Origin of the sequence: Pseudomonas sp. PGPPP4, assembly GCF_002256045.1 — a bacterium.
In the GTDB taxonomy this organism is placed as follows: domain Bacteria; phylum Pseudomonadota; class Gammaproteobacteria; order Pseudomonadales; family Pseudomonadaceae; genus Chryseomonas; species Chryseomonas oryzihabitans.
In genome coordinates, this window is the sequence record NZ_NKID01000017.1 from 12,430 (window position 1) to 38,668 (window position 26,239).

General features: G+C 66.2%; 22 protein-coding genes. 5 read left to right on the forward strand and 17 right to left on the reverse strand.

The features are described from left to right. Nucleotides 1–141 precede the first annotated feature (141 nt). Nucleotides 142–714: a HupE/UreJ family protein gene (locus tag CFE50_RS21160; protein WP_286737145.1), complete on the forward strand. Its 573-nt coding sequence runs from the start codon at nucleotides 142–144 to the stop codon at nucleotides 712–714. 4 nt (nucleotides 715–718) lie between these two features. Here the strand turns inward: CFE50_RS21160 and CFE50_RS21165 are convergent, their stop codons facing one another. Together CFE50_RS21165 and CFE50_RS21170 are read right to left on the reverse strand one after the other, a co-directional pair. After that, complete coding sequence (locus tag CFE50_RS21165; protein WP_286737146.1) at nucleotides 719–1,975, reverse strand: metallophosphoesterase family protein; 1,257 nt, start codon at nucleotides 1,973–1,975, stop codon at nucleotides 719–721. A gap of 10 nt (nucleotides 1,976–1,985) precedes the next feature. Further along, nucleotides 1,986–3,614 carry an ArnT family glycosyltransferase gene (locus CFE50_RS21170; RefSeq protein ID WP_286737147.1) on the reverse strand — a complete coding sequence of 543 codons (1,629 nt, stop codon included), beginning with the start codon at nucleotides 3,612–3,614 and terminating at the stop codon, nucleotides 1,986–1,988. Nucleotides 3,615–3,871: 257 nt separating this feature from the next. Here CFE50_RS21170 and CFE50_RS21175 point away from each other — a divergent pair, with 257 nt between their 5' ends. The 3 genes from CFE50_RS21175 to CFE50_RS21185 all read left to right on the forward strand — a co-directional run bounded on the left by CFE50_RS21175 (nucleotide 3,872) and on the right by CFE50_RS21185 (nucleotide 5,717). Beyond that, a complete protein-coding gene (locus CFE50_RS21175; protein WP_286737148.1) occupies nucleotides 3,872–4,399 on the forward strand; it encodes a DUF3455 domain-containing protein in 528 nt (175 codons plus the stop codon). Nucleotides 4,400–4,482: 83 nt separating this feature from the next. Next, nucleotides 4,483–5,010 (forward strand): sigma-70 family RNA polymerase sigma factor, encoded by a 528-nt coding sequence (locus CFE50_RS21180; RefSeq protein WP_286737149.1) that lies wholly within the window; start codon nucleotides 4,483–4,485, stop codon nucleotides 5,008–5,010. Further along, complete coding sequence (locus tag CFE50_RS21185; protein ID WP_286737150.1) at nucleotides 5,007–5,717, forward strand: anti-sigma factor; 711 nt, start codon at nucleotides 5,007–5,009, stop codon at nucleotides 5,715–5,717. The genes CFE50_RS21180 and CFE50_RS21185 overlap by 4 nt, the downstream gene beginning before the upstream one ends. A gap of 9 nt (nucleotides 5,718–5,726) precedes the next feature. On the opposite strand, the gene CFE50_RS21190 is transcribed toward CFE50_RS21185, so the two are convergent. From CFE50_RS21190 to amaB, 9 genes are all read right to left on the reverse strand, one after another. Continuing rightward, on the reverse strand, nucleotides 5,727–6,485 hold the full coding sequence (locus tag CFE50_RS21190) for an SDR family oxidoreductase (RefSeq protein WP_007162634.1): 759 nt from the start codon (nucleotides 6,483–6,485) through the stop codon (nucleotides 5,727–5,729). Between the two features lie 250 nt (nucleotides 6,486–6,735). Continuing rightward, a complete protein-coding gene (gene lhpI, locus CFE50_RS21195) occupies nucleotides 6,736–8,457 on the reverse strand; it encodes a cis-3-hydroxy-L-proline dehydratase (protein ID WP_286737151.1) in 1,722 nt (573 codons plus the stop codon). Between the two features lie 2 nt (nucleotides 8,458–8,459). Further along, nucleotides 8,460–9,176: an ABC transporter ATP-binding protein gene (locus CFE50_RS21200; RefSeq protein WP_278438408.1), complete on the reverse strand. Its 717-nt coding sequence runs from the start codon at nucleotides 9,174–9,176 to the stop codon at nucleotides 8,460–8,462. After that, nucleotides 9,173–10,048, reverse strand: coding sequence for an ABC transporter ATP-binding protein (locus CFE50_RS21205; protein ID WP_027599107.1), 876 nt, complete (start codon nucleotides 10,046–10,048; stop codon nucleotides 9,173–9,175). The genes CFE50_RS21200 and CFE50_RS21205 overlap by 4 nt, the downstream gene beginning before the upstream one ends. Then, complete coding sequence (gene livM / locus CFE50_RS21210; protein WP_007162638.1) at nucleotides 10,045–11,325, reverse strand: high-affinity branched-chain amino acid ABC transporter permease LivM; 1,281 nt, start codon at nucleotides 11,323–11,325, stop codon at nucleotides 10,045–10,047. The genes CFE50_RS21205 and livM overlap by 4 nt, the downstream gene beginning before the upstream one ends. A 3-nt stretch (nucleotides 11,326–11,328) precedes the next feature. After that, nucleotides 11,329–12,243, reverse strand: coding sequence for an ABC transporter permease subunit (locus CFE50_RS21215; protein ID WP_007162639.1), 915 nt, complete (start codon nucleotides 12,241–12,243; stop codon nucleotides 11,329–11,331). A gap of 96 nt (nucleotides 12,244–12,339) precedes the next feature. After that, nucleotides 12,340–13,461 (reverse strand): branched-chain amino acid ABC transporter substrate-binding protein, encoded by a 1,122-nt coding sequence (locus CFE50_RS21220; RefSeq protein ID WP_058792644.1) that lies wholly within the window; start codon nucleotides 13,459–13,461, stop codon nucleotides 12,340–12,342. A gap of 494 nt (nucleotides 13,462–13,955) precedes the next feature. Then, nucleotides 13,956–15,233, reverse strand: coding sequence for an L-pipecolate oxidase (gene amaA, locus CFE50_RS21225; protein ID WP_286737152.1), 1,278 nt, complete (start codon nucleotides 15,231–15,233; stop codon nucleotides 13,956–13,958). A 24-nt stretch (nucleotides 15,234–15,257) separates the two neighbouring features. Further along, nucleotides 15,258–16,748 (reverse strand): L-piperidine-6-carboxylate dehydrogenase, encoded by a 1,491-nt coding sequence (gene amaB, locus CFE50_RS21230; protein ID WP_286737153.1) that lies wholly within the window; start codon nucleotides 16,746–16,748, stop codon nucleotides 15,258–15,260. Nucleotides 16,749–16,861: 113 nt separating this feature from the next. On the opposite strand from amaB, the gene CFE50_RS21235 reads away from it, so the two are divergent. Then, complete coding sequence (locus tag CFE50_RS21235) at nucleotides 16,862–17,746, forward strand: LysR substrate-binding domain-containing protein (RefSeq protein ID WP_007162643.1); 885 nt, start codon at nucleotides 16,862–16,864, stop codon at nucleotides 17,744–17,746. A 335-nt stretch (nucleotides 17,747–18,081) separates the two neighbouring features. On the opposite strand, the gene pnp is transcribed toward CFE50_RS21235, so the two are convergent. The 6 genes from pnp to nusA form a co-directional block, all read right to left on the reverse strand. Next, nucleotides 18,082–20,184 (reverse strand): polyribonucleotide nucleotidyltransferase, encoded by a 2,103-nt coding sequence (gene pnp, locus CFE50_RS21240; RefSeq protein ID WP_007162644.1) that lies wholly within the window; start codon nucleotides 20,182–20,184, stop codon nucleotides 18,082–18,084. A gap of 174 nt (nucleotides 20,185–20,358) precedes the next feature. Next, a complete protein-coding gene (gene rpsO, locus CFE50_RS21245; protein ID WP_007162645.1) occupies nucleotides 20,359–20,628 on the reverse strand; it encodes a 30S ribosomal protein S15 in 270 nt (89 codons plus the stop codon). Nucleotides 20,629–20,721: 93 nt separating this feature from the next. Next, the gene (gene truB / locus CFE50_RS21250; protein WP_286737154.1) at nucleotides 20,722–21,636 is read right to left on the reverse strand and encodes a tRNA pseudouridine(55) synthase TruB; all 915 of its coding nucleotides are present in this window, start codon (nucleotides 21,634–21,636) and stop codon (nucleotides 20,722–20,724) included. Between the two features lie 2 nt (nucleotides 21,637–21,638). Beyond that, nucleotides 21,639–22,022 (reverse strand): 30S ribosome-binding factor RbfA, encoded by a 384-nt coding sequence (gene rbfA, locus CFE50_RS21255; protein ID WP_007162647.1) that lies wholly within the window; start codon nucleotides 22,020–22,022, stop codon nucleotides 21,639–21,641. Nucleotides 22,023–22,154: 132 nt separating this feature from the next. Next, nucleotides 22,155–24,713, reverse strand: coding sequence for a translation initiation factor IF-2 (infB, locus tag CFE50_RS21260; RefSeq protein ID WP_286737155.1), 2,559 nt, complete (start codon nucleotides 24,711–24,713; stop codon nucleotides 22,155–22,157). A gap of 26 nt (nucleotides 24,714–24,739) precedes the next feature. Further along, nucleotides 24,740–26,212 (reverse strand): transcription termination factor NusA, encoded by a 1,473-nt coding sequence (nusA, locus tag CFE50_RS21265; RefSeq protein ID WP_007162649.1) that lies wholly within the window; start codon nucleotides 26,210–26,212, stop codon nucleotides 24,740–24,742. Between the last annotated feature and the right edge of the window lie 27 nt (nucleotides 26,213–26,239).

Genomic DNA, 26,239 nt, shown 5'->3' on the forward strand with positions numbered 1-26,239 from the left:
CGGCCCCACGAAAAGGCCTGAGGAAGCGGAGTTTACAAATCGTAAATGAGCATTCCGAAGGACTTTTCAACGCCGTTTGGCCGACGCGCAGCAGGTCGTGAACAGGTTCTGAGTCCAGGAATTTATCCCCAAGGAGCCCCCATGAAACACGCCAAGATCCTCGCCACCGCCGCCCTGCTGCTCGCCCCGGCCCTGGCCTTCGCCCATCCGGGTCATGCCGAGAACGGCCTGGCCGCCGGGGTGCTGCACCCCCTGACCGGTCTCGACCACCTGCTGGCCATGCTCGCCGTGGGGCTCTGGGCCGCGCAGCAGCAGGGCAAGGCGCGCCTGGCGCTGCCCTGCACCTTTGTCGGCACCATGCTGATCGGCGGCCTGCTGGGCTTCGCCGGGCTGGAGCTGCCCTTGCTGGAGACCGGCATCGCCGCTTCGGTACTCGCCCTGGGTCTGCTGGTGGCCCTGGCCGCCCGTCCGCCGGTGGCCGCCGCCGTCGGCCTGACCGCCGCCTTCGCCCTGTTCCACGGCGTGGCCCATGGTCTGGAATTGCCGGAAATGGGCAATCCCTGGGCCTATGCCGCCGGTTTCGTCGCCGCTACCGCCACCCTGCATGCGCTGGGCTATGCAGTGGTGCGCTACCTGCCCCAGGCGGCCACGCCGCTGGTGCGACTGGCCGGCGTCGCCACGGCCATAGCCGGGGGCTGGCTGCTCGCCGCCTGATCCGTCAGACGATCCCCAGCTGCTGGCGCATTCTCGCCAGCACGCCCTCTTCCGCCACCGCCGGCAGTTGCGCGGTAAAGCCGCCAAAGCCGGCGAAGCGCGTGGCGAAATCCACCTCGAGCACGAATCTGTTGTCGAACTGCGGCGACGCCAGGGGTGCCAGCACCTCGGCCGTATAGGTGTCGCGCGGATCGCTGCCCAGCCGCACCGGCAGGTCGCCGCTCTGCTGGCGATAGGCGACCCAGGGCGAATAGGTGAAGGCCTCCAGCCGACCCCGCGCCAGGTCCAGTTCCAATAGGCGCAGCAGGCCGTTGCCGCCGGCGTATTCGGTCTGGTAGTTGATCAGCAGGAGATCCACCGGATGGCCCAGGTCATTGGTCATCCGCAGGTGACCGCTGCCGTGGTTGTGGCCGTTGAGGGTGAGGAAGATCTGGTCGTTGCGGCGGATCAGCCGATTCCACAACCGTATCCCGGTGTCGTTGCGCCGGGTGGAAAGCACCGGCTGGCCGTTCACCAGGTCGACGATGTTGTGCGAGGCCAGGATGGTCGGCAGGTGCGGATAGCGATCCAGCATGCCCTGGGCCCAGTCCAGACTCTGGTCCGAGGGGCACCAGTCCAGGGTCAGCAGCAGAAAGCCCTGCCCCAGCGCCGAGAAACTATGGGCCTCGTTGAGACCGGTGACGTCGCGTTCGATGAAGGTGGCCTGGCGCGCCGCCCGCTCGCGGCCGAAATACTGGGTGAAGAGTTCGCGTCCATCGCGCAGGCGGTCCTCGGTGTAGAGTTCGACGACATCATGGTCGCCGGTCATGACGCTGTAGGGCACGCCGGCCTGCTCCAGGCGTGCCATGGCGTGACTGGCCAGGGCCCATTCGCCGCGCTGCTCGGCGTTTTCCACCAGATCGCCCAGGTGCACCACGAAGGGCAGGTTCAGCGCCGCGGCGTTGTGCGCCAGCCAATGGGTCTGGGCATGAAAGGCCAGCGCCGGTGGATAGCCCAGGTGGCCATAGCGCTCCACCCGCCGGCCGCTGGGTTGCATCTCGTGATTGTTCTCACTGTAGTACTGGGTATCGGGGAGGACGCCGAGCACGAAGCTGCTGCGCGACGGCAGCGGCGCCAGCGGTGCGAAGGCGTGCCGCTCGAACCAGTGGGCGCGGTGTTCCGGCAGGCCGTAGCGCTGGGTCGGCTTGCAGGCGGCCAGCAGCGGCAGACCGGCCAGCGCCAGGCACAGCCGGCGACGTTTGAAATCGGGCGAATCGGTCATCACAGCGGCCTCAGGGCAGGTAGTAGGCCTGCCAGCGATTGTCGTTGAAGCGCCCTTCCAGCACCGGCTGGCGGCTGGCCAGCGGCGTGCCGGCCAGGGCCGCCTGGCTGTCCGCATCGAGCAGCACATAGGCGGGGCGGGTGACCTGGGCGAGCTGCCCTGCCTGGCCGATATCGATGAAGGTCGGCAAGGGCACGTCGTAGTCGAGATTCATCAGGTAGCGGAAGGCCTTGGTGTCCTGGCCCAGGCCAAAGAACACCAGTTGTCCCGGTTCACCCTGGCGCAGGCTTTCCAGGCGGGTGACGAAGGCGCGGGTGTCGTAGCGCAGCGCCTGCATCGGATCCAGCGCCAGTACCACCAGCAGCCATTGCGCCAGGGCTGCCGTGGCCAGGGGCATGCCCAGGCGGAAGGCCCCGCGCTCGCGCCAGGCGGCCACCAGGGCGAACAGCGCCAGAATGGCGAAGGCGCCCAGCAGGAAACGCAGGTCCAGCTCGGGCCACCAACCGGCGGCCTGCAGCCGGGGTTGCTGCAGCTTGACCAGCACCCCGAGCACCAGCGGGAGGATCACCAGCAACGGCAGGAACAGCCGCCGTACCCAGGCCAGGGCGCCCTGCCCCTGCAGCAGCACCCAGGCCCCGAGGGCGGCGCAGGCCGGAATGGCCGGCAGGATGTAATAGGGTTTCTTGAAGGTGGGAATCGACAGGGCCACCACGATCAGCGCGGCGAAGCCGGCCAGCTGGAGCAGCAGGCGACTGTCCGCCTGGGCCTGGCGCTGCCGCCAGTGGTGTCTCAGCGTCGGCAGGGCCAGCAGCGCCAGGGGAAAGGCCGGGGCGTAACGGTAGAGGCCCAGCTGCAGGAAGTACCACCAGGGATAGCCGGCACCGTCGGTGTCGTCCAGCCGCCCGGAGACCTGCATGCGGATCACGTCCTCGACGAAGGGCATACCACCGGTACGCCAGGCCAGGCCGAACAGCAGGGCGCAGCACAGCGCCAGCACCACGGCGCCGACCAGACCGTAGCCGAAGCTGCGCCGCCAGTCGCCCTGCACCAGCCAGTAGACGCAGACCACGCCACAGGGCTCGATCAGGCCCAGCGGCCCGCGCACGGCGAAGCCGGCGGCCATGCACAGGAACACCAGGCCGCGCCGCCAGGACAGGCCGCGCTGATCGGCGCTCCACAGCAGATAGAAGCAGCCCAGCGCCGCCAGGGTGACGAATTGATCGAGGCAGATGGAGCGGGCCTTGGCCAGGAAGCCATTGGTGAGCAGCAGCACCAGCACCGCCAGCAGGCCCCAGGCACGGGACCGCTCGGCCAGCAGGCGATAGAGCAGCCCGACGATGGCCGCCGAGGCCAGGGCGGTGGGAATCACCGTGGCCAGGCGATTGACCTCACCGAACAGCTGGGCGAAGACGTCGATCAGCAGGGTGGAGGTGGCGGGATAGTCGGGGTAAGGCTGTCCGTAGCTGGTCGGGAAGGCACTGGCCCCATGGCGAAACATCTCCTGGGCGAAGAGTGCGAAGCGGCCGTCGAAGCCGATGAAGGGCTGCTCCCACAGCCCCAGGGTGAACAGCGGCACCGCCAGCAGACACAACGCCAGACTTTCGAGGCGCAGGCGCGCCGGACTCGGGATGGACGACACGCGGCAGGACTCCGGCAGGCTGGGAAGGACGGGCTCGCGACCCGGCGCCACTATCGCCGAACAACCTTAGGGATCGCTGAAACCAGGCTGACGGCAGGCTGACAGAAGCCGCAGGACAGAGCGGTTTGGCCGCGAGGCGGTGGCGACTATGCCGCTGCATTGAAAATTTTTCATGACAGCTGCATCCAAGGCGTCGGCTGCCGGGTATAGCCCCTACAGTCCAGTCGACTGTGCCCCTCTCAATCCGGAGCAAGCGCATGAACAACACCTATAGCCGTTGCAGCATCCTGGCCCTCACCGCCCTGCTGAGCACCCCGCTGCTGGCGCAAGGCGAGTTGCCCGAAGCCGTCCGCGTCCCAGCCGGCAACAGCCTGATGCTGGAAACCGTAGGCAAGGGCACCATCGTCTACGAGTGCCGCGACAAGAAGGACATGCCCGGCCAGACCGAGTGGTTCTTTGTCGGTCCCAAGGCCGATCTGCATGATCGCCAGGGCAAGCAGGTGGGTCGCTACTACGGTCCGCCCGCAACCTGGGAAGCCAGCGACGGCTCCAAGGTGGTCGGCAAGCAACTGGCGATCGCCCCCGCCGGCAGCGGCAACCTACCCTATCAGCTGGTGGAGGCCGCGCCCGCCGAGGGCAAGGGCGCCTTCCAGGGCACCACCTACATCCAGCGCACCGCGCTCAAGGGGGGCGTGGCGCCGGCCAAGGCCTGCACCTCGGCCAACAAGGGCGAACGGCAGACCGTGAATCACCAGGCTGACTATCTGTTCTGGAAGAAGGGCTGAGGTCCAGGGGACAGCCAGGCGCGGATCGGCTAGGCTCGGCTGATCCGGTCGCCACCCTGGCGTCCCCAGCCTGGCGCGCCCTCGTGACCGACCGCTCCCCTGATCCAGCCGCCCTGCTCGCCGCCTGTGCCCGGGGTGAGCGCGCCGCCCTGCAGCGGCTCTACCAGCACGAGGCGCCGCTGCTGCTGGGCATCGTCCTGCGCCTGGTGCGCGATCGTGGTCTGGCCGAGGACATCCTCCACGACGCCTTTCTGCGCATCTGGCGCGGCGCCGCCGGATTCGCTCCGGAGCGCGGTTCGGCCCGCGGCTGGATGTGCAGCATCGCGCGCAACCTGGCGCTCAACGCCCTGCGCGATCGACAGCGCCTGGTGCCCCTGGCGGACGGGTGGGAACCCCTGGCCGAGTCGGCCGATCCGGCGCGAGAGGCCGACGGCCGCCGGCTGGAGGGCTGCCTGCAGAACCTGGAAGCGCCGCGGCGAGAGGCCATCCTGGCCGCCTACCTGGACGGCTGCTCCCATGGCGAGATCGCCCAGCGCCTGCAGGCACCGCTGGGCACGGTGAAGAGCTGGATCACGCGCGGCCTCAAGGCGCTCAGGGAGTGCATGACATGAACGGCGATACCCCCCTGCCCCCGGACGAAGAGCGCGAACGCCTGGCCGGCGAATACGTGCTCGGTACCCTGGACGCCAGGGAGCGCCGTCGCGTGCAAGGTGCGCTGGCGACGGACGCCCGGCTGGCCGCCGCAGTGGCGCGCTGGGAGGCGCGGCTGCAGCCGCTGGCCGAGCGGGTGCACCCCGTCGAACCCGGCGCGAATCTCTGGCCGCGCATCGAACGCAGTCTGGGTGAGGCCGACGCCAGGGCCACCACCCGGCGTGAGTCGCTGTGGCACCGCCTGGCACTCTGGCAGGGCCTGAGTGCGGCAGGACTGGCCGCCAGTCTGGTGCTTGGCGTGCTGTTGCTGGTGCGTCCGGTGCCCACGCCAAGCTACCTGGTGGTGCTGGCCGCGCCCAGCGATCGGACGCCCGGCTGGGTGATCCAGACCGCCAGCGCCCATGACCTGCAGCTGATTCCCCTGGGGCGCGACGCCGTGCCGAGCGGCAAGACGCTGCAATTCTGGACCAAGGCCGATGCCTGGCAGGGTCCGGTATCCCTGGGTCTGGTCCAGCCCGGGCGCACCCTGCAGGTACCCCTGGACCGGCTGCCGCCGCTGGAAGCCAATCAGCTGTTCGAACTCACCCTGGAAGACCAGGGCGGCTCGCCCACCGGCCGACCCACCGGGCCGATTCAGTTCATCGGCCGGGCGGTCAAGGTGCTCTAGGCCGACGTCTCAGCTCTTGCGGTGGATGTTGAAATTGCTGAACGCCTGGCAGGTCGCCATCAGCTGGATGCGATTGATGTTGACGTGCTTGGGCTGGTTCAGCGTCCAGTGGATGGATTCGGCGATGTCGTCCGGGGTCAGGGGTTCGGTACCGGCATAGACGGCATCGGCCTTGGCCTGGTCGCCACCGAAGCGCACCACCGAGAATTCGCTTTCCGACAGCCCCGGCTCGATGTTGGTCACCCGCACCCCGGTGCCCAGCAGGTCGGATCTCAGGCTCAGGCTGAATTGCTTGAGGAAAGCCTTGGTGGCGCCATAGACGTGGCTGCCCGGATAGGGATAGTCGCCCGCCACCGAGCCCAGGTTGACGATGCCGGCACCGGCGCCATGGGCGATGAGTCGGGGCAGCAGCAGGCGGGTGCAATAGAGCATGCCCTTGATGTTGGTATCGACCATGGTGTCCCAGTCGTCCAGGTCGCAGCTCTGGGCGGGCGTGTTGCCCAGCGCCAGACCGGCGTTGTTGACCAGGGCGCGCAACTGGTTGAATTCCTCCGGCAGGCCGGCGACCGCGGCTTCCACGGCGGCGCGATCCTGAACGTCCAGCACCAGCGGCAGCACCTTGGCCTGGCCGGACAATTCCTCGGCCAGGGCGTGCAGGCGATCCTCGCGGCGACCGGTGATGACGATCGACCAGCCGTCCTTGGCGAAGCGGCGAGCGGTGGCGGCGCCGAAGCCGGAGGTGGCGCCGGTGATGAAGATCGAAGACATGAAAGATTCCTTCTGCGAGGGAGATTGGCCGAGGCCCACGATAGCTCAGGGCCCTTGGTCAGGCGAATACCCAGATCGCCGCAAATCCAGCGGATCAGTTATAACGCCTTGGTATTGCAGGGTTTTCCGCGCACTGGCGAAATTTTGAACAGTTCTCGCCAGGCCAGGCCCCCTGGGCCTCACGCCCGGCTATGCCAAGCTTATCCACAGGACGATCCACGGAATTCCTGTACAGAACTCGGACCGGGCTTCAGGTGGATAAGTCCGCTGCCACGAGCCAGGCAGGCGGTTCGGCCGGCGCCAGTCCGGTGCAGGCTGCCTCGACACAGGCGGTGAGGCCGGCGAAGCGCAGCTCGCGCCCGGTGAGGCCCGGGCCGTAGTGGGCGAACTTGCCGGAATTGGTCAACAGGGTGCGTGCCTGGGGCGGTACCAGGGGTTCGCCGAGCATGCACCAGCAGGTGTCCCCGACCAGCTGGGCACCGAAGGCTTCCAACTCGGCCAGGCTGCCAGAGCGTTCGGCCGCCGCGCGCACCTCGCGGCCCAGGGTGATCACCAGCGCCACCTCGGGATGCCGCTGCCGCCCGCGACAGAGTTCGGCCAGGCGCTGGCACTCCTCGGCGGAGAAATGCGGATTGCCCAGGGCCACCAGCTGCACCTCGCGCGCGACGGCGCTGTCCAGTTCGGCCCAGGCCTGGCGCAGATCGGCCAGGCTGATGTCTTCGATCTCTAGCTCGGGTGCGGCCACCGCGGCCAGGGTCGGCGCCTCGGGCGTCACCCCGACCAGATGGAACAGCGGCGCCGCCGAGGTGGTGGCGAAGGCGGCGCCAAAGGCCTTGAGATCGTCGCGACTGGGCTGGCTGTTTTCCAGCCCCAGCACCGCCGGAATCCGCGTGGGCGAGCGCAGGCCGATCCAGTAGCCGAGCAGCGGGTAGAAGGCGTCGTCATGGCCCTCGGGTACGGTGACCCGCAAGACCTTGGCCGCGCGGCGACCGCTGTCCAGGTGACAGCCGGCCAGAGGGGCCCGACCGGTCAGGGCAGTGCAGATATCGAGGAAGTCGGCGTACTTCTGGGTGCGCGCGCCCAGTACGCTGTTGGCGAAGACCACGGCATTGGATTCGGCCCAGACCACCTGCTCGCCCAGGCTCGGGGCGCTGTCCAGCAGATAGGGGGCACAGGTAAAGGTGGGACGGCAGCCTAGGGCCACATAGGCCTCGGCCAGGGCGGAGGCCGGCTCACCCAACGCCGGCGCCACGCCCTGCGCGCGCCAGCGGCGTTGATCCACCGATACCGCATTGAGAGTCGTAGGTACCTGTACCCGACCGCCCCACTCCACCAGGCGCTGGGCGAAGGCCAGGCTGGCCGGACCGGTGTAGATGCAGCCGTCGATATGGGCCTGGGTGATGTCGAGCAACTCGCGGGCACCCTGCAGGTGCGCCATGCGCACCAGGATCTTCATCGCCGCCTGGACGGCCTGACCCTCGGCGCCCGCCAGCTTGGCCTGGTCGGTCGCGCTCAGCTGCAGGTCGGCAGGGGCCTCGCTAGTGGAGTCGGGAAAGAACTCTCCCGGCGCGCCGACCCAGCCATCCTTTACCGCGATCTCCTCCTGCTCGGCCAGAGCCGCGAAGGCCTCGGCGCCCAGGCTGACCACCAGCAGGGAGCGACCAAAGAGTTCTTCCGCGACGATGGCGCCCAGGCTGAGGATCTCGTCCGGCTCGGCCAGTACCAGCGCCGCCGGTCCGCGTCCCGCCAGCAACAGCTCCAGGAGCACGGCGCTGCCGGTGCAGGAACCACGTCCACTGGGGATGGCCAGGATGCGCCCGGCCAGTTCCAGGCCGTGCAGGGGATGGTGGCGATCGATCACCCGACCGCTGGCCGGATCGACGCCACCCCAGAAACTCAGGCCCAGGGGCGCCCAGGCCAGGCGTCCTCGGGCATGGCCCGCGACCAGACAGCGACCGCGGACCGCTGCCACCGCTAGTGGCCGCCCAGGTAGGCTTCGCGGACCTGGGGATTGGCCAGCAATTCCTGGCCACTGCCGCTCATGCGGATCTCGCCGGTGACCATCACATAGGCGCGGTCGGACAGGCGCAGGGCATGGTTGGCGTTCTGCTCCACCAGGAAGATGGTCATGCCGCTCTGGGCCAGCTCGCGCAGGATCTGGAAGATCTGCTTCACCACGATGGGCGCCAGACCCAGGCTGGGTTCGTCGAGCAGCAGCAGTTTGGGTCGCGCCATCAGCGCCCGGGCGATGGCCAGCATCTGCTGTTCGCCGCCGGACATGGTCATGGCGCGCTGGTTGCGACGCTCCTTGAGCCGCGGGAAGAGTTCGAACATGCGCTGCATGTCCTCATCCACCCAGCGGGTACCGATGGGTATGGTGCCCATCAGCAGATTCTCCTCGACCGTCATGTCGGGGAACACATGGCGCCCCTCCGGTGACTGGGCGATGCCGTTGGAAGCCACGTAGTGGGCGTTCTTGCGGGTGATGTCCTCGCCCCGGTAGAGGATCTGCCCGTTGCGCGCCTGGGGCTGGCTGAAGATGGACATCAGCAGGGTGGACTTGCCGGCGCCGTTGGAGCCGATCAGGCTCACCGTCTCGCCTTCGTTGATGGTCAGGGAGACGCTCTTCAGCGCCTGGATCGGCCCGTAGAAGACGTCGACGTTGCGGAATTCCAGGATCGGCGTGGTCATGCCACCTCCTCTTCTTCGGCGCCGAGGTAGGCGGCGATGACCTTGGGATCGTTGCGGATATCGGCCGGCAGGCCGCGGGCGATGACCTGGCCATGGTCCAGCACCACGATGTGGTCGGAGATGTTCATCACCATGCCCATGTCGTGCTCGATCAGCACCACGGTGATGCGGTGCTGGTCGCGCAGCAGGCGGATCATCCCGGCCAGCGCCTCGGTTTCGGCCGGGTTGAGACCGGCGGCGGGTTCGTCCAGGCAGACGATCTCCGGACGGGTGCACATGGCGCGGGCGATTTCCAGGCGGCGCTGCTGGCCGTAGGAGAGTTCGCCGGCCAGACGATTGGCGTGGTCCACCAGGTCCACCACTTCCAGCCAGTAGAAGGCCGTATCCAGCGCCTTTTCCTCGGCCCGGCGATAGCCGGGGGTATTGAGGATGCCGGTGATGAGGTTGCGGTTGCACTGCATGTGCTGCGCCACCAGCAGGTTCTCCACCACCGACATCTCCTTGAACAGGCGGATGTTCTGGAAGGTACGGGCGAGCCCTGCGCGGTTCACCAGGTGAGTGCCGCCGAACATCTTGTACCAGAGCCGGCTGCCGAACTGCACCGGATTGACGAAGTCGGTGGCCTGGAAGCGCTCGCCCATGATCTTGCCGACGCGGGTCGAACGGCCATCGGCGGTATCCAGGCGGATCTCGCCATCGGTGGCCTTGTAGAAGCCGGTCAGGCAGTTGAACACCGTGGTCTTGCCGGCGCCGTTGGGGCCGATCAGCGCGGTGATGGAGTGTCGCTGAATATCGAAGGACACGTCCGAGAGGGCCTTGATACCCCCGAATCTCATGCCCAGACCGCTGACGGTCAGAATGTTGTCGCTCACGGCGCCACTCCCTTGCGAATCGCGAAGCCACTGCGGGCGATACGGATCAGGCCACGCGGCCGCCACATCATCATCACCACCATCAGCACGCCGAACACCAGCATGCGGATGTCGCCGAATTCGCGCAGCAGCTCGAACAGCAGGGTCATGACGAAGGCCGAGACCACCACCCCGACGGTGGAGCCCAGGCCGCCCAGTACCACGATGGCCAGCACCAGCACCGACTCGAAGAAGTTGAACGAGGCCGGGTTGATGAAGCCCTGGTAGGTGGCGAAGAACACCCCGGCCAGGCCTGCGGTGGAGGCACCGATCATGAAGGCGGAAAGCTTGACCAGCACATGGTTCAGACCCATGGCGCGGCAGGCGATCTCGTCTTCGCGCAGGGCTTCCCAGGCGCGGCCGACCGGCATGCGGGTCAGGCGGTGCTTGATGTAGAGCACCAGCAGCACCACCAGGAACAGCACGGTGTAGATGAAGATCATCGTCGCGTTGGGGTTGTAGCTGATGCCCAGCAGCTCGTGGATGGGCACCCCGCCCTCCTTCGCCCGGCGGCCGAATTCGATGCCGAAGAAGGTCGGCGAGGGCGCGGCGATGCCGTTGGGGCCCTTGGTCACTTCCAGCCAGTTGTTGAGCACCAGGCGGATGATCTCGCCGAAGCCGAGGGTGACGATGGCCAGGTAGTCCCCGTGCATGCGCAAGACCGGGAAGCCCAGTATCGCCCCCGCCACCGCGGCCAGCACCGCGGCGAGCGGCAGCATGGTCCAGAAGCCCAGGCCGAGGTACTGGTAACCCAGCGCCAGACCGTAGGCACCGATGGCATAGAAGCCGACGTAGCCGAGGTCGAGCAGACCGGCCAGGCCCACCACGATGTTCAGGCCCAGGCCCAGCAGCACGTAGATCAGGCAGAGGATGATCACCGTCAGCCAGTACTTGGTCGCCAGGAAGGGAAAGGCGATGGCCACCAGGATGACGATGGGCAGGATGAATCTCAGGTTGGACTTGTGCCCCGGCGGCAGCACATGGACACCGCCGTCGTTGCGCTTGAAGGACTCGATCCAGTCACGGCCCTTGGCGGTCTGGCCGAACAGGCTGAGCAGGAAGCGGCCGGCCATGACCACCGCGACCATGATGCCGACGCGGCCCGGCTCGAGGTTGTAGCCGTAGCCGTCGAGCACGATGCCGACGATGGGGCCGAACAGGATCAGCGAGACCAGACCCACCATGAGGGTGTCGCGCAGCACGACCTTGAGGTCGAAGGAGGAAGACGTCTGACTCATGGATTACACCTTCGTGACCTGGGGTTTGCCGAGCAGCCCCTGGGGCCTAAAGATCAGGATCGCCACCAGCAGCGAGAAGCTGAAGACGTCCTTGTAGTCCGAGTTCACCAGGCTGGCGAACTGGGCTTCGGAGATACCGAGGATGATGCCGCCGAGCATGGCGCCGGGCAGCGAGCCGATGCCGCCGAGCACCGCCGCGGTAAAGGCCTTGATGCCGATGATGAAGCCGGCATAGAAGTCGAAGGTGCCGTAGTTGAGGGTGATCAGCACCCCGGCCAGCGCCGCCATGGCCGCGCCGATGATGAAGACGTAGGAGATCACCCGGTCGGTGTTGATGCCGAGGATCTGCGCCATCTTGCGATCCTGCTGGGTGGCCCGGCACATGCGGCCGAGGGTGGTCTTCTGGATCACGTAGGTGAGCAGGCCCATGCCGATGATGGAGGCCAGGATGATGAAGATCTTGGTGTAGGTGATGATCACGAAGCCTTCGCCGATGTGCAGGCGCAGGGCACCGTCGAGCAGCGTCGGTACGCCCTGCTGGCGCGCGCCCTGGGCAAGCTGCACGTAGTTCTGCAGGATCAGCGACATGCCGATGGCCGAGATCAGCGGCGCCAGGCGCGTGGAGTTGCGCAGCGGCTTGTAGGCGATCCGCTCGATGGCCCAGCCGTACACGGAGGTGACCACCACGGTGAAGATCAGGGTGCCGAGGATCAGCACCGGGAAGGAATGCAGGCCGAACACGCTCAGCAGGGCGATGCCGATGGCGGCGAGATAGGCCGACACCATGTACACGTCGCCGTGGGCGAAGTTGATCATGCCGATGATGCCATAGACCATGGTGTAGCCGATGGCGATGAGTCCGTAGACCGAGCCCAGGGTCAGGCCGTTGACCAGTTGTTGCAGGAAGATACCGTCCACGTTTGCAGTCTCGCGCTGGATGGATGACGAGGGCCGCCGGCCGCCACCTCGTCCTGGGGCGGAGACGAGGCGGCGGCGGGCGGATTCACGCGAGGATCAGGGCAGCTGGTGGTACTTGCCCTTGTCGTCCCATTCGTACATCACGTAGTCGGAGACCTTGAGGTCGCCCTTGCTGTCCCAGCTCTTCTCACCCAGAACGGTGTTGACGCTGTGGGACTTCAGCCACTCGGCGGCCTTGGCGCCGTCGGTGCCCTTGATGCCGTTGAAGGCGGCGGCCACGGCCTGCAGCGAGGCGTAGGAGTAGAGGGTGTAGCCCTCGGGCTCGTAGCCGGACTTGCGCAGGGTTTCCACCACGGTCTTGCCGGCGGGGTTCTGCAGCGGGTCGGCGCCAAAGGTCATCAGCACACCCTTGGTGTACTGGGCGCCACCGGCGGTGGTGACCAGGTCAGCGGAGACGATGCCGTCGCCGGAGACGAACTTGGCGGTCACGCCCTGCTCGCGCATCTGACGGACCAGCGGACCGGCCTCGGGGTGCAGGCCGCCGAAGTAGACCACGTCGGCGCCGGAGGCGCGGATCTTGGTAACCAGGGAGTTGAAGTCCTTCTCGCCGCGGGTCAGGCCCTCGTAGAGCACCTCTTTCACGCCGCGCTTGTTGAGCTGCGCCTTGGTGGCGTCGGCCAGGCCCTGACCGTAGGTGTCCTTGTCGTGGATGATGGCGACCTTCTTGGCCTTGAGGGTATCGACGATGTAGTCGCCGGCCACGATGCCCTGCTGGTCGTCACGACCGCACATGCGGAACACGCCGGTCAGGCCACGCTCGGTGATCTTGGGGTTGGTGGACGCCGGGGTGATGGAGATGATGCCGGCTTCGTCGTAGATCTCCGAGGCGGGCATGGTGTTGGAGGAGCAGAAGTGACCGATCACGGCCTTGACCTTCTCGGAGTCCACCAGGCGGTTGGCCACGGCCACGGCCTGCTTGGGCTCGCAGGCGTCGTCGCCCTGCACCAGCTTGATCTTCTCGCCATTGATGCCACCGGCGGCGTTGATGTCCGCCGCGGCCTGGGTAGCCCCCTTCCAGAACTGCTCGCCATAGGCGGCGCTGGCCCCGGTGTAGGGACCGGCAACACCGATCACGATGTCGGCATGCGCCAGGGAGGAGAGAGTGAACGCAGAACCGATAGCGAGAGCCAGAATGCCTTTTCTGTAAATCTTCGACATGGGAGGTTTGCTCCAGAGGGTGGTTGGCCTTTTCGCCGGAGCAAAGCCTGTGCCATCAGCCAGCTGTGTACCGGGCGCAAAGGCCATTTGCCGCCACTGCTATGAGCCAAAACCGCCGACAGCCTGCGGCGAAGGCCGCAGCCAGTGGAGCGGACCGCCCTTTAGACTTTTGTCGTAAGCGGCTCATTAGTCTGGATAATTCGTTGAAGCGGTAGCAGCAGAAGAAGAAAAACACAGCGGTTTGTTACCAGATAGCAACCCGGTTGCACCTGTTTCGCACCAAAACGTAACACCGGCCCCACACTGTGCCACTAAAGTAACCATGGTCCTGCGGCCGGAGGCCCCGGGCGGATCTGCCGTTCTCTCGGCCTGCTTGCGGTTGTGGATAGCCAGAAAAAAGCGGCCGACTTGCACAGGTCAGGATGCGCAAATCGGCCGCTTCGGCGCGTTATCGTCCGGCCCGAGGGCCGGTGACAGCGGGTATGGCGGGGTCGCTAGAGCACCACGCGCAGGCATTGCCCGGCGTGATAGAGGGTGAAGCCGGCTTCGTACATCAGGCTGCGCCACTGGCCGACCGGATTGGCATCCAGCGACGCCAGGGGCAGCGGCAGGTCGTGGCGATCGCCACTGCACAGATAGCGGGCAAAGGCCTGCCCCACCACCGTGCCCGTGGTGACCCCGCGTCCGTTGTAGCCGGTCACCGCCAGCAGGCCCGGCGCCGGCTCGAACACTCGCATCAGATGATCGGGGGTGAAGCCGATGCGGCCCGTCCAGCTGCACTCCCACTCAACCCGTCCGAGCCCGGGGAAATAGTGCCGCTGGATGCGATCGGCCCAGGCACGGATGAAGCCGGCCGGCCGTCCCGCCATGTTGCCGAGACTGCCCAGCAGCAGACGGCCATCGGCATCGCGGCGGATGCTGCTGAGCACCGTCCGGGTATCCCAGGAGCCACGGCCCTGGGGCAGGATGAAATCCGCCTTCGGGCCGAGGGGCCGCGAGGCCACCTGGTAGTAGTAGCCCGGGAAGAATTGCTTGCGCAGGGTGGTCCATTCGCCTTCGGTATAGGCGTTGGAGGCGATCACCACCTGGTCGGCGGTGACCCGCCCCTGGGGGGTTTCCACCTGCCAGCGTTCGCCGATCCGCTGCAGGCGCTGCACCGAACTCCGCTCGAACAACTCGCCGCCTTCCTGGCGCAGCGCCCTGGCCAGGCCCAGGGCATACCCCATGGGCACCAGGGTACCGGCGCGATGATCGAGCAGCGCCCCACTGATGTCGCGCGTCCCGCAGGCGCTGTAACAGGCTTCACCTTCCAGCAGCTCGACCCGGGCGCCGCGGCGCTGCCATTGCTCGGCACGCTGGCCGAGATCGGCCAGGCCCTTGGCGCTGTGCGCCATGTGCAGGGTGCCGGCGCGGCGCGGCTGGCAGTCGATGCCATAGCGCTCGATGAGGGCGAACACCTGACTCGGCGCATCGCCCATCACCCCCAGCAGACGCTCGCCGACCTCCGCTCCCAGGGTGGCCACCGCCTCGTCCGGCGGGATCCACATGCCGGCATTGACCAGCCCGACATTGCGCCCGGAGCCGCCATGGCCGACGCCATGGGCCTCCAGCACCACCACCCGCCGCCCGGCCTGCGCCAGGTGCAGGCCGGTGGACAGCCCGGTGTAGCCACCGCCGATGACGCAGACCTCGGTGTCACGCTCGCCCTGCAGCGGGGCGCCCGGCACCGCCGGATACAGCCGCTCCCACAGGCACTCTTCACGCAACTGCATTCTCTGCGCTCCTGGCGGATCCACTCAGTCGAAGACGATGCCCTGGGCCAGCGGCAGCTGGCGGGAATAGTTGACGGTGTTGGTCTGGCGGCGCATGTAGGCCTTCCAGGCATCGGAGCCGGATTCGCGACCACCGCCGGTTTCCTTCTCGCCACCGAAGGCGCCACCGATCTCGGCACCGCTCGGCCCGATGTTGACGTTGGCGATGCCGCAGTCGCTGCCGGTCGCCGACATGAAGGCCTCGGCCTCGCGCACGTCGGTGGTGAAGATGCAGGACGACAGGCCCTGGGGCACGGCGTTGTTCAGCGCCACCGCCTCGTCGAAATCGTCATAGGTCAGCACATAGAGGATGGGTGCGAAGGTCTCGTGGCGTACCGCCTCGCTCTGCTCGGGCATCTCGACGATGGCCGGCGCCACGTAGTAGGCCTCGGGATATTGGTCGGCCAGCTGGCGCTCGCCGCCATAGACCACCCCACCCTCGCCGCGCGCCTGCTCCAGCGCGCCCTGCATGGCCTGGAAACTGGCCGCGTCGATCAGCGGACCGATCAGATTGCCTTCCAGCGGATGACCGATGCGGACTTTGGCATAGGCGGTCTTGAGTCGGGCGACGATCTCGTCCTTGACCGAACGATGGGCGATCAGCCGGCGCAGGGTGGTGCAGCGCTGGCCGGCGGTGCCGACGGCGCTGAACAGGATGGCACGCACCGCCATGTCCAGATCGGCGCTCGGCGCGAGGATCATGGCATTGTTGCCGCCCAGTTCGAGGATGCTGCGGCCGAAGCGCGCCGCAACCCGGGGTCCTACCTCGCGACCCATGCGGGTGCTACCCGTGGCGCTCACCAGTGCCACCCGCGGATCGTCCACCAGGGCTTCACCGGCGGCGCGATCGCCAACGATGACCTGACTCAGATCGGCAGGCGCATCGCCAAAGCGCGCCAGAGCCTTCTCGAACAGTGCCTGGCAGGCCAGGGCGGTCAGCGGGGTCTTTTCCGAGGGTTTCCAGATCACCGGATTGCCACAGACCAGGGCCAGAGCGGCGTTCCACGACCAGACCGCCACCGGGAAGTTGAAGGCACTGATGATGCCCACCACCCCCAGCGGTTGCCAGGATTCGCGCATGTGGTGACCGGGGCGCTCGGAGGCAATGGTCAGACCATAGAGCTGACGCGACAGGCCAACGGCGAAGTCGCAGATGTCGATCATCTCCTGGACTTCGCCCAGGCCTTCCTGGGTGATCTTGCCGGCCTCCCAGGACACCAGCTCGCCCAAATCGGCCTTGTGCGCGCGCAGCTCTTCACCGAGCAGCCGCACCAGTTCGCCACGACGCGGCGCCGGCACCGCCCGCCAGGCCTGGAAGGCCCGCTCGGCACGGGAGATCTTCTGCTCCACCTCGGCGGCGCTTTCCAGGGCGACGCTGCCCAGTTGGCTGCCATCGATGGGGGAATGCACCCGGTGCTCGCCTTGGGTGTAGTGCTGGGCAGGAACGCCGAGGCGTTCCAACAGGGCCTTGCTCATGCTGAGGTCTCCGCAGAGTGGGAATCGTCCCTGAGTATGGTCAGCCCAGCGGCGCCGGACAACCGACCTTTGCTCGGCATATCATTCCCTTTTTTCATGCCGCGAGTCCGCTCATGCAACGTCGCCACCTGCCGTCCATCACCGCCATGCAGTGCTTCGAGGCGGTCGCGCGTCACCTGAGCTTTACCCGCGCGGCCGACGAACTGGCCCTGACCCAGAGCGCCGTCAGCAAGCAGGTCGCCCAGCTCGAGGACCTGCTGCAGCACAGCCTCTTTCGCCGGGTCCGCCGCCGCCTGCAACTCACGCCCGCGGGCGCGCTCTACCTGGCCGAGGTGGACAAGATCCTCAACCAGCTGGAGATGTCGGCGCGCTACCTGAGATCCTATGGCGGCGAGACCGAGGTGCTGCGCGTGGCCACCCCGCCGACCTTTGGCGAACGCTGGCTGGTGCCACGGCTGAAGGGCTGGCGCCTGCGCTTTCCCAACATCCACCTGGACGTCTCCAGCGCCCTGGAACCGGTGGACTTCCGCGACCCGCGCCATGACGTGGCGCTGTTCTATGGCCACGGCAGCTGGCCGGGTGCCGAGTGCGAATTGCTGCTGCACGAGCACATGGTCGCGGTCTGCGCACCGGATCTGCTGCCTGCCGAGGGCATCGCCGGCCCCGAGCAGCTGGTGGACTTCGTGCTGCTGCAGAACACCACCCGCCCGGAATCCTGGCACGACTGGTACGCCAGCCTCGGGCGCGAGGAGGTGCACAGCCATCACGGGCCGCGCTTCGACACCTTTACCCTCTGCGCCCGCGCCGCCCAGGAAGGCTGCGGCGTGGCGCTGCTGCCGGAATTCCTGGTGGCCGAAGAACTGGCCTCCGGCCGCCTGGTGCTTGCCTGGCCGCACCGCCTGGCCAGTCCCCACGCCTACTGGCTGGCCTATCCGGAACAGATGGCCGAGGTGCCCAAGGTGCGCAGCTTCATCGAATGGATTCGCGAGAAGGCGTAATGCCTGGGCCAATCGCGGCCATGGCTCACTCCTACAGCGGGAGGCACGCCGGTGTATCGCGATCTTGCCGGGGCTAATGCTGGCTCGGATAGCCCCCTCTCCCCTCGGGAGAGGGTTGGGGTGAGGGCGCGCCCTTGCCACGACGTCTGAAGTGGAAAAGGCTGCGCCGTTTTCCACGCTACGGGTGTATTCCTATAGCGATAGGACAGTTGCACCACCCCTGTAGAAGCGGTCGCTACGGCGCACCGGTATGGCCGCGATACAAAGGTCTCCGGCACCGCCACCCGAAACGAAAAAACCCGGCCGAGGCCGGGTTTTTCTCATGCAGGGTCGTCTCAGACGCCGGAGGCTTCCGCCGCCGCCACGTCCTTGATCGACAGCTTGATGCGACCGCGGTTGTCCACGTCCAGCACCAGCACCTTCACTTCCTGACCTTCCTTCAGCACGTCGGTGACCTTCTCGATGCGCTGATCGCTGATCTGCGAGATGTGCACCAGACCGTCCTTGCCCGGCAGGATGTTGACGAAGGCGCCGAAGTCGACGATGCGCTCCACCTTGCCGACGTAGATCTTGCCGATCTCGGCCTCGGCAGTGATGCCCAGGACGCGCTGCTTGGCCGCTTCAGCCGCTTCGCGGGTCTCGCCGTAGATCTTGATGGTGCCGTCGTCCTCGATGTCGATCGAAGCCTTGGTCTCTTCGCAGATACCGCGGATGGTGGCGCCACCCTTGCCGATCACGTCGCGGATCTTGTCCTGGTCGATCTTCATCGCCAGCATGGTCGGGGCGTTTTCCGACAGCTCGGCACGCGACTCGGAGATCACCTGGTTCATCTGACCCAGGATGTTCAGACGCGCTTCCAGCGCCTGCTCCAGGGCGATCTCCATGATCTCTTCGGTGATGCCGTTGATCTTGATGTCCATCTGCAGGGCGGTAACGCCCTTGGCGGTACCGGCCACCTTGAAGTCCATGTCGCCCAGGTGGTCTTCGTCACCCAGGATGTCGGTCAGGACGGCAAACTTCTCACCTTCCTTGACCAGACCCATGGCGATACCGGCAACCGGGGCCTTGACCGGCACACCGGCGTCCATCAGCGCCAGAGAGGCACCGCAGACCGAGGCCATGGAGCTGGAGCCGTTGGACTCGGTGATCTCGGAGACCACGCGGATGCTGTAGGGGAAGGCTTCCTGGGTCGGCAGCATGGCCTGGATGCCACGGCGGGCCAGACGGCCGTGACCGATCTCGCGACGGCCCGGGCTGCCCATGCGGCCGCACTCGCCGACCGAGAAGGGCGGGAAGTTGTAGTGCAGCATGAAGCTGTCACGACGCTCGCCTTCCAGGGTGTCCAGCAGCTGGGCATCGCGGGCGGTACCCAGGGTCGCGGTGACCAGGGCCTGGGTTTCGCCACGGGTGAACAGCGCCGAACCGTGGGTCTTCTTCAGGGTGCCGACTTCGATCTGCAGCGGGCGAACGGTGCGGGTGTCGCGGCCGTCGATACGCGGCTTGCCGTCGACGATGTTCTGGCGCACGGTGCGGTATTCCAGCAGACCGAAGGTCTCCTTGACCTCGGCTTCGCTGTACTGGCCGTTCTCGCCGGCCAGCTTGGCGATGGCCTGGTCACGCAGAGCGCCCAGGGCCGCATAGCGGTCCTGCTTGATGGTGATGGTGTAGGCACGGGACACGGCCTCGCCGACCTCGGCCTTGACGGCCTCGACCAGAGCGGTGTTCTCGGCGGGTGCCTGCCAGTTCCAGGTCGGCTTGCCGGCTTCGGCGGCGAACTGGCTGATGGCCTCGATGGCCACCTGGAATTCTTCGTGGGCGAACAGCACGCCACCCAGCATCTGGTCTTCGGTCAGCTCGTCGGCTTCGGATTCCACCATCAGCACGGCGTCACGGGTACCGGCCACGACCATGTCCAGGCTGGAGCTCTGCAGCTGCTCGTAGCTGGGGTTCAGCAGGTAGCCCAGTTCACTGTGGTAGCCCACGCGCGCAGCGGCGATGGGACCGGCGAAGGGGATGCCGGAGATGGCCAGGGCGGCGGAGGTGCCGATCATGGCGGCGATGTCCGGATCGGACTTCTTGTTGGTGCTGACCACGGTGCAGACCACCTGGACTTCGTTGAGGAAGCCTTCGGGGAACAGCGGGCGGATCGGGCGATCGATCAGGCGCGAGGTCAGGGTTTCCTTCTCGGAAGGACGGCCTTCACGCTTGAAGTAGCCACCGGGGATGCGGCCAGCGGCGTAGGTCTTCTCCTGGTAGTGCACGGACAGCGGGAAGAAGTCCTTGCCGACGGCGGGCTGCTTGGCACCGACCACGGTGACCAGCACGCTGACGTCTTCGGTGGAGACCAGCACGGCACCGGTCGCCTGACGCGCGATGCGGCCGGTTTCCAGGGTGAAGGTCTGCTCACCGAACTTGAATTGCTTGATTACTGGATTCACAGTCTTTCCTTCTCTTTATTGCCTTGGGGGAAACGGGGGCGACCAGAGGGATTCGGACCCTCGCTGATCTCCGGGTGACGCAGGCCGATTCTGTCGGCCTCTCAAGCAAAAAAGCCGGAGGCCGGCGCGAGCCGACCTCCAGCTTCAGACTGCTTGCAGCAGGTCTGCATCGTATTAACGACGCAGGCCCAGGCGAGCGATCAGTGCGCTGTAACGAGAGGTGTCCTTGGACTTCAGGTAGTCCAGCAGCTTACGACGCTGGTTGACCATGCGGATCAGACCACGACGGCTGTGGTGATCTTTGCCGTTGGCCTTGAAGTGACCTTGCAGCTTGTCGATGTTGGCGGACAGCAGGGCAACCTGCACTTCCGGGGAACCGGTGTCGCCTTCGCTCTGCTTGAACTCGTTTACGATCTGGGCTTTGTCTTCAACGCTCAGTGCCATGATAGGGCTCCTCTGAGGAACAGGCCGGGATGGATCCCGTGCTTAAGGAAAGAGGTGTGACCGTGCCTGCTGACAGCCACCCTCGGTATCGGTCTAGGACCGAATCAGTCTACGGGGAGCAACCTGCCCCTCGTCATCAATCTCGCCGATGCCGATGAAACGACCCTGGTCGTCCTGCACCCGCATCAAGCCGAATTTCGGTGCATTGGCCGCCCGAACGGGCTGACCGTGCAACCAGTAGTAGGCGCTGTGCTGCGTCAGCTGCACCAGCGGCCAGTGCTCCAGGCCACTGTCGACCGGCAGCAGGAAGCGATCCAGCGCTTCGGCACCGCCTTCGGCGTGCGCCGCCTCCAGCTCTTCCAGGCTGATGGCCTGCGCCAGGCCGAAGGGGCCGGCCTGGGTGCGGCGCAACTCGGCCACATGGGCACCACAGCCAAGACGGGCGCCGAGGTCTTCGACCAGGGTCCGCACATAGGTGCCCTTGCTGCAGGCCACTTCCAGCGTCGCGCGATCTTCCTGCAACGCCAGCAGTTCCAGACGGGCAATAGTAACAGAACGCGCCTCGCGCTCCACTACTTCCCCGGCACGCGCCAGCTTGTACAGCGGCTGACCGTCGCGCTTGAGCGCCGAATACATCGGCGGAATCTGCTCTATCTGGCCGCGGAAGGCCGGCAGTGCCGCCTGGATGGCCGCTTCATCGACCGCGACCGCCCGTCGCTCCAGCACTTCACCCTCGGCATCGCCGGTGGTGGTGGTGACGCCCAGTTGCGCCACGGTGCTGTAGCCCTTGTCGGCATCCAGCAGATACTGCGAGAACTTGGTGGCCTCGCCGAAGCACAGTGGCAGCACGCCAGTGGCCAGGGGATCCAGGCTACCGGTGTGTCCGGCCTTCTCGGCATTGAGCAGCCAGCGGACCTTTTGCAGGGCGGCGTTGGAGGAGAAGCCGCGCGGCTTGTCCAGCACCAGCACGCCATGCACCTGGCGGCGAATACGCTTGACCTGGGCCACCCCTATTCCTCCCCTTCGTGGCGACGGTCTTCGGCGACCGCTCGCTCGATCAGGGCCGACAGCTGGGCACCGCGACGGATGCTCTCGTCGTACTGGAAGCTCAGTTGCGGAACGGTGCGCAGCTTCATCGCCCGGCCCAGCTGCTGACGCAGGAAGCCGGCGGCGTCCTTGAGGATGCCGATGTTCTGCTTGATGGCGTCGGCATCGTCGTCCTTGCCCAGGACGGTGATGTGCACCTTGGCATGGGACAGGTCGCGCGCGACGTCCACGCCGGTGATGGTCACCATGCCCAGTCGCGGATCCTTGATCTCGCGCTGGATCAGCAGTGCCAGTTCACGCTGCATCTGATCACCGATGCGCTGGGTACGGCTGAATTCTTTGGCCATGTCGAAACTCTCGTACGAAAGGCCGCAGACACCAGGCCTGCCAGCCATGAACCTTGGAAACGCGAACGGCAAGTCCGGACCTGGCAGGGTTCTGCCAGGTCCGCGACCTGCCGTCCTGGTGCAGGGTCGTCGTTACAGCGAACGGGCGACCTGAACCTTCTCGAACACCTCGATCTTGTCGCCGACGCGCACGTCGTTGTAGCTCTTCACGCCGATACCGCATTCCATGCCGGCACGGACTTCGGCCACGTCATCCTTGAAGCGACGCAGGGATTCCAGCTCGCCTTCGAAGATGACCACGTCTTCGCGCAGGACGCGGATCGGACGATTGCGGTGCACCATGCCCTCGGTGACCATGCAGCCGGCGACAGCGCCGAACTTGGGCGAACGGAAGACGTCACGCACCTCGGCGATACCCAGGATGTTCTCCCGGACGTCACTGCCCAGCATGCCGGTCAGCGCCTTCTTCACGTCTTCGATGATGTCGTAGATGACGTTGTAGTAGCGCATGTCGAGGCCTTCCTGCTCGACGATCTTCCGCGCCCCGGCATCGGCCCGGACGTTGAAGCCGAACAGCACGGCATTGGAAGCCAGCGCCAGGTTGGCATCGCTCTCGGTGATACCACCGACGCCACCGCCGACCACCCGTACCTGGACTTCGTCGTTGCCCAGACCGGACAGCGAGCCCTGCAGCGCCTCGAGGGAGCCCCGTACATCGGACTTGAGCACGATGTTGAGGGTCTTCTTCTCGTCCTGGCCCATGTTCTCGAAGATGTTCTCGAGCTTGCCGGCGTGAGCGCGGGCCAGCTTGATCTCGCGGAACTTGCCCTGACGGAACAGCGCCACTTCGCGGGCCTTCTTCTCGTCGGTCAGCACGGTGAGCTCGTCACCGGCATCCGGGGTGCCGTCCAGGCCAAGGATCTCGACCGGGATGGACGGACCGGCTTCCTTGATCGGCTTGCCGTTCTCGTCGAGCATGGCGCGGATGCGGCCGAAGTTGACGCCGACCAGGGCCATGTCGCCCTGACGCAGGGTACCGTTCTGCACCAGCACGGTAGCCACCGGACCACGCCCCTTGTCCAGGCGCGATTCGATGACCACGCCGCGGCCGGGTGCTTCCGGCGTAGCGGTCAGTTCCAGGACCTCGGCCTGCAGCAGAATGGCTTCGAGCAGTTCGTCGACGCCGGTACCGGCCTTGGCCGAGACGTGCACGAACTGGGTGTCGCCGCCCCACTCTTCCGGAATCACCTGACGACCAGCCAGATCGTGCTTGACGCGATCCGGGTCGGCATCGGGCTTGTCGATCTTGTTGACCGCCACGACGATGGGCACACCCGCCGCCTTGGCGTGCTGGATGGCTTCCTCGGTTTGCGGCATGACGCCGTCATCGGCCGCGACGACCAGGATGACGATGTCGGTGGCCTTGGCACCGCGGGCACGCATCGCGGTGAACGCGGCGTGGCCAGGGGTATCCAGGAAGGTCACCATGCCACGCTCGGTTTCCACGTGGTAGGCACCGATGTGCTGGGTGATGCCACCGGCTTCGCCCGACGCGACCTTGGCGCGACGGATGTAGTCCAGCAGCGAGGTCTTGCCGTGGTCGACGTGACCCATGACGGTCACCACCGGCGCGCGGTGCAGGGCCTTGCCGCCCTCGAACTTGAGGGATTCGGCCAGTTGATCTTCCAGCGCGTTCTCGTTGACCAGCTTGACCTTGTGGCCCAGCTCTTCGGCCACCAGCTGCGCCGTCTCGCGGTCGAGCACCTGGTTGATGGTGGCGGGAGACCCCATCTTGAACATGAACTTGATGACTTCGGCGGCCTTCACCGACATCTGCTGAGCAAGCTCAGAGACGGTGATGGTTTCGCCTAGATTGACTTCGCGCACTACAGGTCCTGTCGGGCTCTGGAACCCGTGTTGGTTTCGCTTCTTGAGTCGCGACTTGCCACCGCGACCACCGCGCCGGCCAAAGCCTTCTTCCTCGTCGTCGCCACTGCGCACGGTACGGGGAGCTGCGACCTTGTCCTTGATCGACGGGCGATGTTGGGCGTTCTTGCGCTCGCGACGCTCGTCTTCGTCGCGCTTGCTGCTCGGCGCAGGATGCACGGGACGACGCGGCTCTTCGCGCTTGCGCTCGCCGGCCGGATCCGCCTTCTTGGCCTCGGCGGCAGGCTCGGCAGCGGATTGCTGCTCGGCCACCACGGCCGGGGCTTCCGGCGCGGCAGGGGCCGAAGCCTCGGCGGCGACCGCCTGCTGCTGCGCGGCCTGGGCAGCGGCTTCGGCCTGCTGCTGGGCAGCCGCTTCGGCGGCGCGCTGGGCTTCTTCCTCGGCACGTGCCTGGGCCGCAGCCTCGTCGGCCGCGCGCTGGGCTTCCTGCTCGCGGCGCTGTTCGGCCTCGAGTTCAGCGGTGCTACGCTTGACGAAGGTCTTCTTCTTGCGCACTTCGACGCTGACTGTCTTGCTGCCGGCCACTTTCAGCGTGGTCTGGGTCTTGCGCTGCAGGGTGATCTTGCTCGGCTCGTCGAGCTGCGCCGTCCCCTTGAGATGCGTCAGCAGGGCCTGCTTCTCCGCATCGCTCACCAGCTGCTCAGCACTGCTGTGCGTCAGACCTGCCTCGCGCATCTGCTGTAGCAGACGTTCCACCGGCGTATTGACCGTTTGGGCCAGTTCTTTCACCGTGACTTGCGTCATGCACTTCTCTCCTCAGACTGCGCCGCTTACTCGAACCAATGGGCACGGGCAGCCATGATCAGCTTGCCGGCACGCTCTTCGGTCATGCCGTTGATGTCGAGCAGGTCGTCGATCGACTGCTCGGCGAGCTCTTCGCGATTCACCACGCCACGCTGGGCCAGCGCGCTGGCGAGCTGGGGGTCCATGCCGTCGAGGGTCAGCAGATCTTCGCTGGGGCTCTTCTGTTCTTCGGTCGCGATGGCCCGGGTCAGCAGGCGATCCTTGGCCCGGGTACGCAGCTCGTTGACGATGTCTTCGTCGAAGCCATCGATGTTGAGCATCTCTTCCATGGGCACGTAGGCCACTTCCTCGAGGGAGGTGAAGCCTTCTTCCACCAGCACCTGCGCCAGCTCCTCGTCGACATCCAGCTCGTCGATGAAGCGCTGGATGATGTCGCCGGTCTCGGCCTGCTGCTTGGCGTTGATGTCCGCTTCGGTCATCACGTTGAGCGTCCAGCCGGTCAGCTGGCTGGCCAGGCGCACGTTCTGACCGCCACGGCCAATGGCCTGGGCCAGGTTGTCCTCGGCGACGGCGATGTCCATGGTACGGCTGTCTTCGTCGACGATGATCGAGGCGACTTCGGCCGGGGCCATGGCGTTGATGACGAACTGCGCCGGATTGTCGTCCCAGAGGACGATGTCGACCCGCTCGCCACCCAGTTCACCGGATACCGCCTGGACGCGCGAACCGCGCATGCCGATGCAGGCACCCTGGGGATCGATGCGCTTGTCCTTGGAACGGACGGCGATCTTGGCGCGCGAACCCGGATCCCGGGCGGCGGCCATGACATCGATCAGTTGCTCGGAAATTTCCGGCACCTCGATGCGGAACAGCTCGATCAGCATCTGCGGATCGGTACGCGACAGCATCAGCTGCGGACCGCGGTTCTCCGTGCGGATCTCCTTGAGCAGGGCACGCAGACGCACGCCCATGCGGAAGGTCTCGCGGGGAATGATGTGCTCGCGCGGCAGCAGCGCCTCGGCATTGTTGCCCAGGTCGACGATCACGCTGTCACGGGTGACCTTCTTGACGGTACCGGAGATGATCTCGCCGACCTTCTCGCGATAGGCGTCCACCACCTGAGCCCGCTCGGCCTCGCGCACCTTCTGCACGATCACCTGCTTGGCGGTCTGGGCGGCGATCCGACCGAATTCGATGGACTCGATCTTTTCTTCGATCACTTCACCGGCCTTGACGCCGGGATGCTCTTCCTGTGCGTCTTCCACCGTCAGATGCGAATCGGGCAGCTGATAGTCTTCGTCTTCCACCACGGTCCAGCGACGGAAGGTTTCGTAGCTGCCGTTGTGTCGGTTGATCGACACCCGCAGATCCACATCTTCTTCGTAGCGCTTCTTGGTAGCCGTGGCGAGAGCCAACTCCAGTGCCTCGAAGATGACGCCGGGTGGAACACCCTTCTCGTTCGAAACAGATTCCACTACCAGCAGAACTTCTTTGCTCATCTTACGCCTCGTATTCGCAATCCTTGG

Coding starts and splice junctions, on each gene's coding strand:
- CFE50_RS21160 (WP_286737145.1), top strand. CDS start 142: ATGAAACACGCCAAGATCCTCGCCACCGCCGCCCTGCTGCTCGCCCCG.
- CFE50_RS21165 (WP_286737146.1), bottom strand. CDS start 1,975: ATGACCGATTCGCCCGATTTCAAACGTCGCCGGCTGTGCCTGGCGCTG.
- CFE50_RS21175 (WP_286737148.1), top strand. CDS start 3,872: ATGAACAACACCTATAGCCGTTGCAGCATCCTGGCCCTCACCGCCCTG.
- CFE50_RS21185 (WP_286737150.1), top strand. CDS start 5,007: ATGAACGGCGATACCCCCCTGCCCCCGGACGAAGAGCGCGAACGCCTG.
- CFE50_RS21190 (WP_007162634.1), bottom strand. CDS start 6,485: ATGTCTTCGATCTTCATCACCGGCGCCACCTCCGGCTTCGGCGCCGCC.
- CFE50_RS21200 (WP_278438408.1), bottom strand. CDS start 9,176: ATGACCACGCCGATCCTGGAATTCCGCAACGTCGACGTCTTCTACGGG.
- livM (WP_007162638.1), bottom strand. CDS start 11,325: ATGAGTCAGACGTCTTCCTCCTTCGACCTCAAGGTCGTGCTGCGCGAC.
- CFE50_RS21220 (WP_058792644.1), bottom strand. CDS start 13,461: ATGTCGAAGATTTACAGAAAAGGCATTCTGGCTCTCGCTATCGGTTCT.
- amaA (WP_286737152.1), bottom strand. CDS start 15,233: ATGCAGTTGCGTGAAGAGTGCCTGTGGGAGCGGCTGTATCCGGCGGTG.
- amaB (WP_286737153.1), bottom strand. CDS start 16,748: ATGAGCAAGGCCCTGTTGGAACGCCTCGGCGTTCCTGCCCAGCACTAC.
- CFE50_RS21235 (WP_007162643.1), top strand. CDS start 16,862: ATGCAACGTCGCCACCTGCCGTCCATCACCGCCATGCAGTGCTTCGAG.
- rpsO (WP_007162645.1), bottom strand. CDS start 20,628: ATGGCACTGAGCGTTGAAGACAAAGCCCAGATCGTAAACGAGTTCAAG.
- rbfA (WP_007162647.1), bottom strand. CDS start 22,022: ATGGCCAAAGAATTCAGCCGTACCCAGCGCATCGGTGATCAGATGCAG.
- infB (WP_286737155.1), bottom strand. CDS start 24,713: ATGACGCAAGTCACGGTGAAAGAACTGGCCCAAACGGTCAATACGCCG.
- nusA (WP_007162649.1), bottom strand. CDS start 26,212: ATGAGCAAAGAAGTTCTGCTGGTAGTGGAATCTGTTTCGAACGAGAAG.